A 14,584-nucleotide genomic window follows, 5' to 3' on the forward strand; every position below is an offset into this window, starting at 1 on the left:
GACAATTAAACCTGCAAAAAGTTTTAAACTGATTAAGCTTTTATTCTCTGTTTTGAAGGCGGCGTCATGTAAGTCAGCCTGCTCTGTTTTACTCCCATAGCGATCAAGCTTTCGAGCAATCTTGTTGCTGCAAATACCGGGTCGATGACCGGAACATCGTACCCGTTTTGCTTCAGGCGTTCCTGTAGTTCTGCTGCAACACCCATGAATCCGGTACAGCCCAGCACTAGGGCATGCGCGCCATCTTGCTCGATTGCTTTGATCATTTCCTCATACAGTTCTTTTTTTAGCCGATCCTTATCATGAACTTCCAACACAGGAATATTTACATAGCGGACGGAGGCTAAATTACCGTTGACACCTAATGTTTTGCTGATATTTTCAATCATAGGGACTACATTCGGCAGCACTGTAACGACGGAAAATGATTTAGCCAATGAGCTTGCGAACAGCATTGAGGATTCACAAGCACCAACGACCGGAATGTCCAGAATTTCTCTTGCCGGCTTTACTCCCGGGTCACCGAAGCAGTCACTGACGACTCCGTCGTACCCCTCTTCCTCAGCCTCTTTCGCTTTTTCAAGGAAATTAGGTACGCACAATGCTTCATCGTATTCACTTTCAACTGATGCAGGGCCATAATCGAGGCTGGTCACTCCAACTTCAGTTGTTTCAGATGCATAAAATTTAACTTCTTCCAGAATTTCCTCATTAAAAATATCAGATGTGATTGGCATGATTACTTTGATTTTCATTTACTTTCACTCCTTTTAATTAGTAGAATTTTCTGAATATTAACTTATAAAAATTAGATAACCTCTTTACCTCCGGGCAGGAATAAACTCCAATTCTCCTAAAGCCTTCAAGCGGATTCTCAATACCTCCCCTTTCAAATAATCAAAGGGGAACTCTTCTACAGATACCACCTGAATGCTGTTCCTTGTTGCTCCCTTCATCAGTAGCTGATGAACCAGTTTTTCCTTTTCCTCTTCGATAATCTCCTGCTTCGTCTTATCCCTAAGCCAGAACACTTTATCGACCTGAGCACTAAGCGGTGCAAAACAGGCGCCGACTGCATTGCATATATGAAAGCCGACAGGATGGAAAACTTTTTGGTATTTTCCAAATAGCCTATTCACAAGCAGTGAACTGCCTCCACCAACTAAAACAATCGGAAGGGCTTCATTGTTCTGCTGAAGCCTGGCTATCTTTTTCTTGATTTCACCCGTCACTGTATTAATGACTTTTTGACAGTCATCTTCTGACAGTTTATCCAGTTCCGTTAGTGTTATTTTTTCATCTGAAAACGACTCTGGATAAACCTTAAGGAAAGAATCGGTCAACGTCCACATGTTACCGCCCCAGGATATCCCATGTTGTGCAATATCGCTGGCGATCGTTTCTTTTATCCGGACAGATTCTTCTTCGATTGAAATAAGACTGCCTCCACCATAAGGAAGGGAATACATTTTCGGAACCCGCATATTAACATCGATGTCCAGAATAGAAGTTGAACCTATCGATACCTCCGGCTGGCCGTTCAGGATCTTTCCGATATCAATCGTACTTCCGCCGACATCGACAACGATACAGCGGTCCAAGCCGCTCAAGATACTGGCCCCTCTAATACTATTGGTAAACCCGGACCCAATTGTTAAGATAGGATAATCGATCGCTTCCTGGATTTCCATCAGCGAGCCGTCATTCTGAGTCAGCCAGCACGGACACTCTAATGAGAGCTTCCTGAAAACGGTCGATAAATCAATCATCGCCTGGCGGATAACCTTCGAAAGAATAGCATTTAGAAGAGCCGCATTTTCTCTTTCTATGAAACCGGTGCTTCCAATTTCATGTGACATTGTGATCGGAATGTCAGGGAAAGATTCTTTAATGTAATTCCTGATTTCAAGCTCTTCACTTGCATATAAAGGGGAATAAGCTCCCACGATGCAGATTGATTCAAAATTGAATTCTTTTAAATCGTGGAATAACTGCTTGAAAGCATCTGAATTCATCGTTGAATGGCTATTCGTTTTGCCTGTGTAAGAATATGAACTCTCAAAATGGTAGACCTTTGAAAGATATTTTTTTAAACTGCCAGGCCATTGCACTGCAGGCTCAATCAACGATGGTTTTTTTGTAATCCGGATTAACGCCGTGTTCGAAAGATTGACGAGATGATAAAGTGCATTAAGCACATGCGTTGTACCAACGAAAATCCCGTCAATTTGTTGAGGCTGGATATTCGCTTCCTTTAATACTTCCTTTGCGGCCAGCTCAATACCAGTAGTAATATCCTTCGTTGTCAAATGCTTTGACCACGAAAGAAGCTTACCATCATTCCGGACAATAACTGCATCTGTATTTGTTCCTCCAACATCAATACCTAGTTTCATAACCTGAATTCTCCGGGAAGGGTTTTATAGGACACAGCTAAATCAAAGTTCTCAGGTCCAACAAGCTCAAGCATTTCTTTCGTGCGAAGGATATTCGGAGCCTGAACCGCGAATACAATCACAGAATGTCCAGCCTGTATTTCAGAAACACTGTATGGGAGCAAATTGTCGTCATTTAATACAAGGATGAGATCAGGTGTTGTGCTAACATACTGTTCTTCTTTTATCGAAATGAACTCATTCTTGAATTCTATTTCAATCCTTTTATTTGCAAATGAAGATCGGCCCTCCACTGTGAGCTTTCCTACCAATGATCCTTTTTCAAACCAGCGGTTAACTTCGGAAACGACGCCGCTAATGACCGGATTGGGTCTGCCATAGATCGAGTTCTCGAAAACATCGCTGATCTCTTCAATTTTTTGGCTCTTCGATGTATCTTTTTTGACGGCAACTCCTAACCGATGAATCAACTTTAATGATCCTGGAATCATGGATGTTTTTATTTTTCTGGCATTGGCTGCGAAACAAAGTAAATGGGCAAATCCTTCGTTCCTGACCATAAAATCTTTTGCCAGTTCTGTTGTACTTTGGATGGTGTCCAAATCCTGAATAAACATATGTTCATCATGTGTTTGCAGGACCAATGGTGCTACCGGAATACCTGAAAGATGAAAGGTTGTCATCGATAACTCGGGGAAGGCCCTTCCCATTCCATCTCCGTCTACAACAGGAAAATTCTTCAAAACAGCCGTTACTAAAGGAGTTAAGGCATTCACTCCACCAATTTCTATCGGGATTAGTGCACCGACTTTTGTTTTATGAGTCGATTCATACAACTCAAGAACTTGCACGCCCTCTCGCCCGCTTGGGATGTGTTCATCAAATAAAATAGTCGATCCCATAATACCGACCGCTACAACCCATTCATCCACTAAGTCAGAAATGGTCTTTACAATGATTTCATCCTGGTCGCTCATAATAGACATTAATAAATGCTGTACCGTTTTGGTGTCACCGCCTCCCCCACAAGATAAAATTTTTGCACCAATTGCTAATAGCGGTATGTCCTGCTTTTTTATCTGCCATGACATAGGTGGTACTCCTTTCTGTTATCCATTGCAAGAACTGTGCCAAAAAAAGAAACCCAATCAAGCCTTTGCTGGATGGGAATAAAAAATTTTTAACTTTAGTGAATTATGAGAATTTTTTAATAATGATAAGGCTGTGAATAGCCTATATAGTCACATAATAAAAAGTTCTCTCTGTTTTTCTCAATTTTTCTCACGTTTTCTCAATTTATCATTTTCTCAGTATCCTAATGACTATTTAATCTTCAATTTGCTAAGCCTTCTATACAAAGTAGGCAAGCTGATATTCAAGTGATTTGCCACTTTCTTTTTACCACCAGTATCCCTGCCATACTGATCCAATAATGCAATAATCAGCTCTTTTTCATCTTCTTTGATGGTTCCTTTAGCTGGAATCAATATGCTTTTTTTCATGTCCATGCTTGTATCCTTCATATATAAATCCCTTAAATAGGTGGGAAGGCTTTTCATCGTGACCAGGTCACCAATTTCCAATTGGACAAAATGATGGACAACATTTTGTAATTCCCTTATATTACCCGACCATTGATAGTCGAGTAAGAGTTCGTATACATCATTTGATAGTCGCTTAGGTGAGCGGAATAGCTCCTTGGAGAATTTTTTCATGAAGTAGTCGACAAGAATCGGAATATCCTCTGTTCTTTCTCTTAAAGGAGGAATCGTGACGGGAATCACATTCAGCCGATAATATAAATCTTCCCTGAATTCACCCTTACGTACAAGCTCTTCAAGATTGCGATGCGTAGCTGTGATAATCCGTACATCAACAGGAGTGCTTTTAGTATCTCCCACGCGCTCAATTTTTCTTTCCTGAACAACCCTTAATAATTTTGCTTGTAAATGCAGTGACAAATCTCCGATTTCATCAAGAAAGATCGTCCCGCCATTCGCCAATTCAAATCTGCCAGGCTTGTCGCCGCTTGAACCAGTGAAGGCTCCTTTTACATGTCCAAAAAGCTCACTTTCCAGTAAAGCCTCAGGAATGGCAGCACAATTCAATGCGATAAAAGCCCCGTTTTTCCGGTGGCTTGCTTGATGGATTGATTGCGCAAATACTTCCTTCCCAGTACCGCTCTCACCTCTCAATAAAATAGACGCATCGCTTGGTGCAACCCGCTTCGCCATGTCAACAACCGTTTGAATCGAATCACTTGTGCCTTTCACATCATTGAAGGTGTAAAGGACCCTTTGTTCTCTCATTTTCTTTTTTGAATCCTGGATAAGTGTCAACTGAATAAGAAATGAAACAATGACCCCGCTTGAATATAGCGGTTTAACTTTAGCCAGATATTCTTCCTGTTTATTTTCAGAAGTTGTAATAAAAATTTTATAATCCTGTTGTTTCTTCGCGTTCTGCACAGCAAGCCAGTCGGAATCGGACATAATTTCGTTTATGTTTCCGCCCAGTAAAACCGTCTTACTTTTTCTAAAATGCTTGCTGACACTATTGCTCAAGTGATGAATGGTTCCATCCCGGCCAACTAATAAAATGGGATCTTCAATAAAAGAGAATAATCCATTCATTTCTTCCAAGATCGAGGTGTTTTCCTGTTTTAACTCGTCATTTTCAATTTTACTGCCTATCCATTGACAGCAAAAATCAAGTTGAATTTCAATATTATCCAAGTTTCTCTTCAGCCAGTCTCCCTGACCATCCAAGGGAGTTACCAACAAAACTCCGATTACTTTTTTGTTCTTCGTTATAGGTTTTATAACAACCGTTTCAACAAAACACTCATCTTTCAGCGAACATGTAATGCAAGAGTTTTGCTCTTCTTTGTTACAAATGAACACATCTATGCCGGTCTTTTTGATTTTATTAATGACCGGACACTTTTGTGGCAGCGTTTCAATACTTTTATCTTCCAGTATCATTTCAACCTTTACTGGAAATGAGTTAAACAGTTTATTGATGGTCGCACTTACTTCTTCCATATTTACTTGTATTAACAATAGCATCACCTCTAAATAACTGTTTGATTTAAAAAAGAAATCAATTTGATATAGATTAGGATTTATATCTCTAGCAATCTCTTGCTCCTGGCTACTCAGAGCAATCAATGCGCATTTTTAAATCGAGTGTGTTAGATCGAATTTTTTACTTGATAAAATAACATATAATAACGATAAACACAATGTTCTTTCAGAACATTTATTATATTAAAATAATGATAGGCCATATCTATGATAGAAACAAGCAACAAGATTTTTGCTGCGAGCGAGCACGCCGCTATACTTCAACTTACAATTACATGAAACATCGGCTCCCGAATAACGGGCAGCCGATGTGAGTGTTTTTTATCTAAAAGCGATTTGCGCAACAAGGAGCGATCTATACTGCGATTACATGCTTATAACCTTCTATCAATTCTTCTTAAGGTTTCACCAATAGATTCCTTAATCACATATGTATCTGGTTCAAAATCGTAAGATGTGTCACCTTTATTAATAATGATTAATGGTGTGCCTGGTTCCCTATATGCCGGAAATGTTGAGAATGGTGTCACCTTTAAACTTGTACCGAGCACTAATACGCAGTCAGCCTGACTGATCATGTCGATGATCGTGTTAAATCCTTCAACCGTAAACCAATCACCTGTATCTCCGAACAATACTACATCAGGTTTGATATACCGCTCTTCTTTTGCTTCAGTAGAACAGAGGTCACAAACATAAAAATCCTCCATTTGATCATACCGCCGAGCCATTTCCTCAGTTGAGTATTTGTGACCGCAATTCAAGCAGGTTGCAGACTGCATGGTTCCATGAAATTCAATCACGTTTTTGCTCCCCGCTTTTTGATGGAGCCGATCTATATTCTGAGTAATGATGTGCCTGACTCGTCCTTCATTTTCCCATTTCGCAAGAATCTCATGGCCTTTATTGGGAGCCGCATCAGGATGGTATAGATTCTCGAAGGCAAATTGATAGAAATCTTTTGGATTCTCATAAAAGTAGTCAAGAGAAAGTATGTATTCCGGTGCCATTTTATAGATCCCGGTCCGTGACCGGAAATCCTTAATTCCTGATTCGGTACTAATTCCAGCACCGGTTAGGACGACGATGTTATGCGAATTTCTGATAATGTCTGCAGATTTTTCGATTGTGTTATTCCCCATTAAATACCACTCCAAGCAAATGTATAATTATTTATCGGATGAGTAAGAAGCTTGTTCTCAAACATGTTCTTTAAAAATACATGGATTAATATATAATATACCCTTACCTAAAGCGGCACTACACTATGTATTTAAATGTCTTTAACATTTTTTATATTATCCCAAGACAAAACGAAAATCCCGTAACCACCTGGTTTCGGGATTTTATATTACTATTCCTGATTACAAAATTTCAACATGAAAACCACTTAATTTTTATTTCCTAAAACGACTAAGTTTTTTGTTTAACTCTTTTGTTTGTTGATAGACCAATTTATAAAGTGAGAATAATTCTTTATATTTTTTAACATTCTCTTCGATTGGTTCATAGATTTTAACTGATTGTGTGAATATATCTGCACATTCTTTTAAAGAAGAGTACCAACCACAACCGTATGCAGCAAGCATTGCTGCACCAATACCAGGACCTTGTTCACTTGAAAGCTTTTGGATTTTTGCATTAAAAATATCTGCTTGAATTTGTAGCCAAGTCTCATTCTTAGCTCCTCCACCTATTGAGACAATGGAATCGATGTTCTTTCTACTTTCGCTAAAAATTTCAATAGATTCATTCAATGAAAACGTTATTCCTTCAATAACGGCTCTAGCAAAGTCAATTCTTTTGTGTGAAGCATCCATCCCGATAAAACTCCCTCTTATTAACGCATCAGCATAGGGAGTTCTTTCACCTACTATGTATGGAGTAAATAAAAGACCATTTGCTCCAATCGGAACATCCTCTAATCCATGTAACATTACATCGAAGTCCTCGTTCGCAGCGAATGTATCCTTAAACCAACTTAGGCTATAGCCTGCCGCTAACGTTACACCCATCGTATAAAATGCATCTTCTTTACCATGATTGAAATAGTGAACCTTGCCTTGAAAATCCCTGTCATTACTTTCCTCGTAAGAAAGGACAACACCAGAGGTTCCAATACTACATAATGTTTTTCCTTCTTCTAAAATTCCAGATCCAATTGCGCCACACGCATTATCAGCGCCACCTGCAAATACCTTCGTTGCTTCGGATAGACCTGTTTGACTGGCTATCTCTGGTGTAATTGTCCCAACGAAATCATGAGATTCTAATAAAGGGGGACAAAGATTAATATCAAGCCCAACTGCATCGCATATTTCGCTGCTCCACTTTTTCTCGCCTACATTGAGTAGTAATGTTCCGGCTGCATCTGAATATTCACTATGAATTTGACTGGTTAACCGATAACGTAAATAGTCTTTAGGCAATAAAAATGTGGAAGCCTTTTCAAAAATACTTGGTTCATTTTCTTTTACCCACAATATTTTGGGCAGGGTAAAGCCCTCCAGTGCAGGATTTTTAGTAATTGTTAATAACCGGTCTTCTCCTACAAGTTCGTAAATGTCCTGACACTGTTTCGTTGTACGTGTATCATTCCAGAGAATAGCATTGCGAAGAACTTGATGATCCTTATCCAGTAATACAAGACCATGCATTTGCCCCGAAAAACTTATTCCCTCAATATTCTCTGATGACCCATCAAAACCTGCAATTAATTCCTTTAATGCTTTAATCGTTTTGTTTACCCACTCTTCTGGATTTTGTTCACTATAACCAGACTTTTCTGTTAATAAAGGATAGGACTTTGATACTTCTCCAGAAACCTCACCTTGTTGATTAATTAATAAAACTTTTACAGCACTTGTACCTAAATCAATACCGATTACATATTTCACTTTTATCACCCTATTCTTGGTTTTTAATCATAGTGAAAAAGTGCTGGAAAACTTCATTCCAGCACACTGAATCAGCTTTGGATCATTCATTCAACATTTACTTCGTCCGATTGAACTTTGGCGTCGGCCGTCACTATGCTTTTAGTGGAGTTCCTAAGAATAACTTTTGGTTCGAATACAAAAGATTCTACTATATTCCCTTGCTTGGAGCCTTTTCCTTTTGAAATCATTTCCAACATCATTTTCGAAGCCAATTTCCCTAGTTCACATTTTGGATGTTCAATTGTTGTGAGTTTCACTTCAGAAACTTCTGCCAAAAATGAATTATCGAAGCCTACAATCGATATGTCTTCAGGTACGCTCATCTCTTTTTGCCTGATAACATCAAGTAATTTAATAACCAATTCATCATTATAACAGACAAGCCCTGTTGGTTTTTCAACCTCTGAATCTAACATTTTTTTTAATAATTCCGCAGGCTTAGACAATTTTTCAAAGGTATTATAGGTGATTATATTTTTTGAATTAATCGGAATTCCGTACACCCGGAGTGCTTTTATAAAACCTTTCATTCGTTTCACACCTTGCATATCATCTGTTTTAAAAAAACCTGCGATATCTCGGTGCCCTAATTTTATTAAATGCTCTGTTTGTAAGTACCCTCCTTTTTCATCGTCTACAATTACACTTACGGGTTCAAGTTCATCATAATAAGCATTGATCATAATGTAGGGTATTCCTAATGATTCCAAATTTAAATAGTAGTTAATATTGGGATTCGCGGTAGCACTTTTTGTCGCCTCAATAATAGCACCATCAAATCGTTGTGATATGATTATTTCTAAGATGCGTTTTTCGTTTTCATGATCATTATTTGTACTGAATAGGCTAACTTGATACCCTTCTTTGCTTATTTCGGCTTCAGCCCCACGAATAATCGAGGGAAATATATAATCAGAGATATAAGTTGTAATAATCGCGATCTTTTTTTGCTTAGATTCAGGTGCTTCTTTTTGAATAGATGAACGATCGGCACAAAAGGTACCAGCACCTTGCTCTGTATATAACCAGCCTTCACTTACTAATTCAGCGATGGCAATTCTTACCGTATGGCGGCTAACATCAAACTGTTTCATTAATTCACTTTCAGAGTTAATTTTTTGATTAGGCGCATACGTTCCATCTAAAATTTTCGACCTAATCCATCCTTTTATCATCTTATACTTAGTTTCAGCCACAAAACTACACCTCGTTAATCATTTAAGTTGGCATAAAACATATTCGTACAAGTTGCTTTAAAAGTCAAACCATAAAGAAATATATATGCAATGCTCAACTAAAAATAGAATATAAGCTTACCCACATAAACAGTATTCAATCTTATTTAGATTATGTCCAAATCACTTCATTAATTTTAAGATCATGTCTGAGTCTATCAATAACAGTCTGTTGATCTATGATAACACATTCAATACTACTCATTTCAGCAAAGTCATATAGTTGCTCCTTCGTTACAGACAAGGAAAAAACTGTATGATGAGCTCCCCCTGAATAAATCCATGCCTCAGTGGCTGTAGCCAATGATGGTAGTGGTTTCCAAAGTACCTTTGCAACTGGAAGGTTAGGGGTTGCAATAGTCGGCTGAACTGCACTGATTTCGTTAATAACAAGTCGAAAACGACCACCTAATTCTACCAAAGACGCCACAATTCCTTCTCCAGCTTTGCCGTCAAATACAAGTCTTGCCGGATCTTCTTTACCACCAATACTGAGAGGTCGTACAATAATTTTGGGCTTTGTGGCTGAAATTGTCGGACATATCTCAAGCATGTGTGAACCAAGGATCATTTCGTTATTCGGATCCAGATGGTATGTATAATCTTCCATAAAGGATGTATCTTTATTGTCAGACATGATTTTTAAAAGACGGGTTAGAGCAGCAGTTCTCCAGTCTCCTTCACCCGCAAAGCCATATCCTTCGGCCATTAGATGTTGTGCAGCAAGTCCGGGTAATTGTTTCATACCATGCAAGTCTTCAAAGTTTGTTGTAAAAGCAGTATAATTTCCCTCTTGCAAAAATGCTTTTAATCCCAATTCAATGCGTGCTTGTTCCTTAATTGAATCTAGAAGAGGACCGGGTACTAAGCTTTCCGGCTCCATTTCATACAACTCTTTGTATTCCTCAAGAAGGCAATCTATCTGTTCCTCTGTAATTTCTTTCATCTTTTCAACTAAATCGCCGATACCATAGTAGTCTACCGTCCAGCCAAATTTTATTTGTGCTTCAATTTTATCCCCTTCAGTAACTGCGACGTTCCTCATATTATCTCCAAAACGGGCCACTCTAATATTACGGCTTTCTAAGACGGTAACTGCTGTTTTCATCCAATCCCGGATTTTTTTCTGGACATCGTCATGTTTCCAATAGCCAACCATAACTTTTCTTGGAATTTTCAAACGTGTGACTATGTAACCATATTCACGGTCACCGTGGGCAGATTGATTTAGGTTCATAAAATTCATATCAATAGATTCCCAAGGGATATCCCGATTGAATTGTGTATGCAAATGGAGTAATGGTTTTTGTAGTATCGATAAGCCGACAATCCAAATTTTCCCTGGTGAAAAAGTATGCATCCATGTAACTAAACCAGCACAATTATCACTTGAATTAGCTTCTAAAATTAGTTTATAAACATCATTTGATGTCGTTAATACACCCTTAAATTCAATTTCGTGTGGAAGATTACCCTTACGGTTTAAAACATCAATAATACTTCTCGAGTTTTTTTCAACTTCTAATAAAACGTCTTCTCCGTACAAATGCTGACTACCTGTAACAAACCAAAATTTATAAGGCCCCACTTGTAACATTATAAACCCCCCAGATATTCGCAATATAGCAGTTATTTAGTTGCAAATGTCCGAAGTGACTTCAATCTTTTCATGACATCATTTTCACCACGGCCAAAATAATCATGTAAGCGTTTGTACTCTTCATATATTTTACCATAGATTACTACATTTTCTGGTATTGGTCGAATAACTTCGTCTTTTACCCGGGCCATTTTTTCTGCAGCTTCTAAAATTGTGTCGTAACCGCCAGCTTCCTTACCTGCTGCTACGGCAGCAAACATTGCCGCCCCAAGTGCTGGAGTATGTTTGGAAGCAGCAATTTTAATCGGGAGATTGGTAACATCTGCGTATATTTGCATTAACAGTTGATTTTTTTGTGGCAGTCCTCCACAAGCATATAGTTCGTTTACTTCTATTCCATTTTTATTAAACGCATCAACAATCGTTCTCGTACCAAAAGCAGTAGCTTCTAATAAGGCACGGTAAATTTCTTCAGACTCTGTTTGTAATGTCATTCCAAGTAAAAGCCCACCTAGTTCAGTGTCAACTAATACGGAACGATTACCATTCCACCAATCCAGTGATAGTAAACCACTTTCGCCTGGTTTATATTCAGAAGCTTTTTGTTCTAAATACTGATGGACGTTTAATCCCTGTTCTGCGGCAGCTTTTTGAACATAAGCAGGTACCCCTTCCTCAACATACCATTCAAAAATATCCCCTACTGCTGATTGTCCTGCTTCATAACCATATAATCCAGGAATTATTCCGTCCTCGACAACACCACACATTCCTTCTATTTCTTTTTCCGCCGTACCCAGCAACATGTGACAGATTGAAGTACCCATCGCCATGACCATTTTCCCTGGTTCAACTACACCCATTGCAGGTACAGCTGCATGGGCATCTACATTCCCAACAGCCACAGCAATTCCACGTGGTAATCCGGTAAGTTGTGCCATTTCTTCTGTAAGTGTCCCAGCTTTTGTTCCAACTGAAACTACTTCCCCCCGAAGTTTTGTATCCGTTAAATTTTCGAGGCGGGGATCCAGTGCTTTAAAGAACTCCCTACTAGGATAACCGTCCTGTTTATGCCAGATCGCTTTATAACCTGCTGTACAACTATTACGGATAAGATTTCCCGTCAATTGTGAAATGACCCAGTCCGTTGCTTCGACAAATTTATCTGTTTCATCGTAGATTTTTGGAGCTTCATCAAGAATTTGCCAAATTTTCGCAATCATCCATTCTGATGAGATTTTTCCACCATATCGAGGCAAGAATTTCTCACCTCTTTGTTCAGCAAGTTCATTAATTTTATTAGCTTCATGTTGTGCAGCATGGTGTTTCCAAAGTTTTACCCAACTGTGGGGATTTGCTTTAAATTCTTCTCGAAAACAAAGGGGCTGCATAAATTGATCGACTGGTAACATCGTACATGCTGTAAAGTCAATTCCAATTCCGATAACGAGTTTTGGATCGATTCCAGATTCTTTTAGTACAGCCGGGACGGAATTTTTAATAACCTCTATATAATCATATGGATGTTGAAGAGCCCACTCATGCCCTAACTCCAGCCCTGACCCCGGGAGAACATTATCAATAACACCATGTCTATATGGTGTTACATGATCAGCGATTTCTTTACCATCAGAAAGTGATACTAAAACCGCACGTCCGGACTGAGTTCCATAGTCTATTCCTATAGAATATTTTTTTGTCATAGTTTATCCCTCTCGATATTCTGGCCATAATAAGCATTCGCGCCATGTTTTCTATAAAAATGTTTTTCTAGTAAAATTTGATCCATAGACATTAAGTTCGGATTTAATTGATAGGTATGATAAGCCATCTTTGCACACTCCTCTAAAACTACTGAATTATGTACAGCGTCTAAAGGATCTTTTCCCCAATTAAATGGTGCGTGATTATGTACGAGAACACCTGGTATTTCGTTTGGATTTATATCTTTAAACGTTTCTATAATGACATTTCCAGTTTCAAGCTCATATTCTCCTTCAATTTCCTCTTTGGTCAAAGATCTGGTACATGGAATCGTTCCATTAAAGTAGTCTGCATGAGTAGTTCCTAGGGCAGGAATCGCTCTCCCGGTTTGGGCCCATGTTGTTGCCCACGGGGAATGGGTGTGGACAATTCCTCCTATATCCGTAAAATTTTTATATAAAATTACATGTGTTGCAGTGTCGGAAGACGGTTTTAAATGACCTTCCACTACCTTTCCCTCCAAATCCAGGACAACTAGATCCTCAATTTTCATCTCATCATAAGCTACTCCACTTGGTTTAATGACTATTAGCCCTTCATCTCTATTGATACCGCTTACATTTCCCCAAGTAAAAGTCACTAATCCGAATTTAGGAAGCGATAGGTTAGCCTCTAATACTTGCACTTTTAAATCCTCTAACACTATGAATCAACACCTTTCAAAATTTAAAGTTTAAGTTAAATTTCTTGGTATTTTATCTTTGATAACTTCTTCTCCTAGTACTATTAAAAACATTTATTATAAAATTCGTGTTCATGTACCTTATTAACTAGTATTAACGCTTATAAGTTATACGAACAAATTTCTTATTTATACTTATTTTATAATAATTCGTACGTACATTCAATGACTTATAATTATTTTGTACAGATAATTCCATGTTTATTTAAAATAAACTGTGCCAATATATCTTCTTTTGACCTAAATTGTTCAAAAAAAAAAAATGGAGGAATCCCCCCCATCCCACTGCGTGTTTACAAATATATCCAATATATATAAAAGGAGTTAATATATTTCCGGTATTCTTTTGATTCTAGGATCTGTAAATATATCATCTTCATCTGTACTTCTTGTCGAAAATTCAGAGACTACAGCTCCTTCACTCCCTGCTTTAAACCAATGAAGAGTATTAGGATAAATGGTATATTGCTCTCCTGGATATAATATTACTTCTTTAAAAGCAGTGTAATAATTTTCATCCCCTTGAGGCGGATGAGTAGCTCTATTTTCTGTTTCTTCTCCTTCTACATATAGATATACGTTTCCGTATCGACATCTAAAGGTCTCTTCTTTTCCATCATCAAATTCCCTCTTTGGATGTTTGTGCTCCGGACAGGTTTGATATGGCAGTAAGGCTAGTTCCTTGGCGCAAACTTGATTTGTGTTTACATAAGTAATCAATTGCAATCCGGTATCTTCTATTTTATTAAGTCCAAAATCTGCAACTTCTAAATTCTCTTTCTCATCTTCCGTCAGCACTATGTTTGCCCTATTAAATAACTCTAAAGCCTCGACTTTTATTCTTTCATATTCTTGCCGTTCCAATCTTCTCTCCTCCTTGTA

11 protein-coding genes are annotated in these 14,584 nt (G+C 38.3%); all 11 read right to left on the minus strand.

Translation table 11 applies throughout. The annotated features are described in order from the left end of the window. Window positions 1–32 precede the first annotated feature (32 nt). Window positions 33–755, minus strand: a complete 723-nt coding sequence (locus tag CU633_RS14225; RefSeq protein WP_101661259.1) for an aspartate/glutamate racemase family protein — start codon at window positions 753–755, stop codon at window positions 33–35. A 66-nt stretch (window positions 756–821) separates the two neighbouring features. After that, window positions 822–2,396, minus strand: coding sequence for a hydantoinase/oxoprolinase family protein (locus CU633_RS14230; protein WP_101661260.1), 1,575 nt, complete (start codon window positions 2,394–2,396; stop codon window positions 822–824). After that, the gene (locus CU633_RS14235; RefSeq protein ID WP_101661261.1) at window positions 2,393–3,487 is read right to left on the minus strand and encodes a DUF917 domain-containing protein; all 1,095 of its coding nucleotides are present in this window, start codon (window positions 3,485–3,487) and stop codon (window positions 2,393–2,395) included. Before CU633_RS14235 ends, CU633_RS14230 begins: the two co-directional genes overlap by 4 nt. A 231-nt stretch (window positions 3,488–3,718) precedes the next feature. Continuing rightward, window positions 3,719–5,458 carry a sigma-54 interaction domain-containing protein gene (locus CU633_RS23555; RefSeq protein WP_180954975.1) on the minus strand — a complete coding sequence of 580 codons (1,740 nt, stop codon included), beginning with the start codon at window positions 5,456–5,458 and terminating at the stop codon, window positions 3,719–3,721. 398 nt (window positions 5,459–5,856) lie between these two features. Continuing rightward, the gene (locus CU633_RS14245; protein ID WP_101661263.1) at window positions 5,857–6,624 is read right to left on the minus strand and encodes an NAD-dependent protein deacylase; all 768 of its coding nucleotides are present in this window, start codon (window positions 6,622–6,624) and stop codon (window positions 5,857–5,859) included. A 255-nt stretch (window positions 6,625–6,879) separates the two neighbouring features. Then, window positions 6,880–8,379, minus strand: a complete 1,500-nt coding sequence (xylB, locus tag CU633_RS14250) for a xylulokinase (protein ID WP_101661264.1) — start codon at window positions 8,377–8,379, stop codon at window positions 6,880–6,882. 86 nt (window positions 8,380–8,465) lie between these two features. Then, window positions 8,466–9,596: a GntR family transcriptional regulator gene (locus tag CU633_RS14255; protein WP_101661296.1), complete on the minus strand. Its 1,131-nt coding sequence runs from the start codon at window positions 9,594–9,596 to the stop codon at window positions 8,466–8,468. Between the two features lie 172 nt (window positions 9,597–9,768). Then, window positions 9,769–11,253, minus strand: a complete 1,485-nt coding sequence (araA, locus tag CU633_RS14260) for an L-arabinose isomerase (protein ID WP_101661265.1) — start codon at window positions 11,251–11,253, stop codon at window positions 9,769–9,771. Between the two features lie 32 nt (window positions 11,254–11,285). Next, complete coding sequence (locus CU633_RS14265) at window positions 11,286–12,959, minus strand: ribulokinase (RefSeq protein WP_101661266.1); 1,674 nt, start codon at window positions 12,957–12,959, stop codon at window positions 11,286–11,288. Then, window positions 12,956–13,663 carry an L-ribulose-5-phosphate 4-epimerase gene (gene araD / locus CU633_RS14270; protein ID WP_101661267.1) on the minus strand — a complete coding sequence of 236 codons (708 nt, stop codon included), beginning with the start codon at window positions 13,661–13,663 and terminating at the stop codon, window positions 12,956–12,958. The genes CU633_RS14265 and araD overlap by 4 nt, the downstream gene beginning before the upstream one ends. 363 nt (window positions 13,664–14,026) lie before the next feature. After that, a complete protein-coding gene (locus tag CU633_RS14275) occupies window positions 14,027–14,566 on the minus strand; it encodes a D-lyxose/D-mannose family sugar isomerase (protein WP_101661268.1) in 540 nt (179 codons plus the stop codon). Between the last annotated feature and the right edge of the window lie 18 nt (window positions 14,567–14,584).

The organism is Bacillus sp. V3-13 (genome assembly GCF_002860165.1).
GTDB lineage: Bacteria > Bacillota > Bacilli > Bacillales > Cytobacillaceae > Bacillus_BJ.

What these genes read in the sequence shown, in the direction of transcription:
- CU633_RS14225 (WP_101661259.1), bottom strand. Translation starts at nt 755, where the DNA reads ATGAAAATCAAAGTAATCATGCCAATCACATCTGATATTTTTAATGAG.
- CU633_RS14230 (WP_101661260.1), bottom strand. Translation starts at nt 2,396, where the DNA reads ATGAAACTAGGTATTGATGTTGGAGGAACAAATACAGATGCAGTTATT.
- CU633_RS14235 (WP_101661261.1), bottom strand. Translation starts at nt 3,487, where the DNA reads ATGTCATGGCAGATAAAAAAGCAGGACATACCGCTATTAGCAATTGGT.
- CU633_RS14245 (WP_101661263.1), bottom strand. Translation starts at nt 6,624, where the DNA reads ATGGGGAATAACACAATCGAAAAATCTGCAGACATTATCAGAAATTCG.
- CU633_RS14255 (WP_101661296.1), bottom strand. Translation starts at nt 9,596, where the DNA reads ATGATAAAAGGATGGATTAGGTCGAAAATTTTAGATGGAACGTATGCG.
- araA (WP_101661265.1), bottom strand. Translation starts at nt 11,253, where the DNA reads ATGTTACAAGTGGGGCCTTATAAATTTTGGTTTGTTACAGGTAGTCAG.
- CU633_RS14265 (WP_101661266.1), bottom strand. Translation starts at nt 12,959, where the DNA reads ATGACAAAAAAATATTCTATAGGAATAGACTATGGAACTCAGTCCGGA.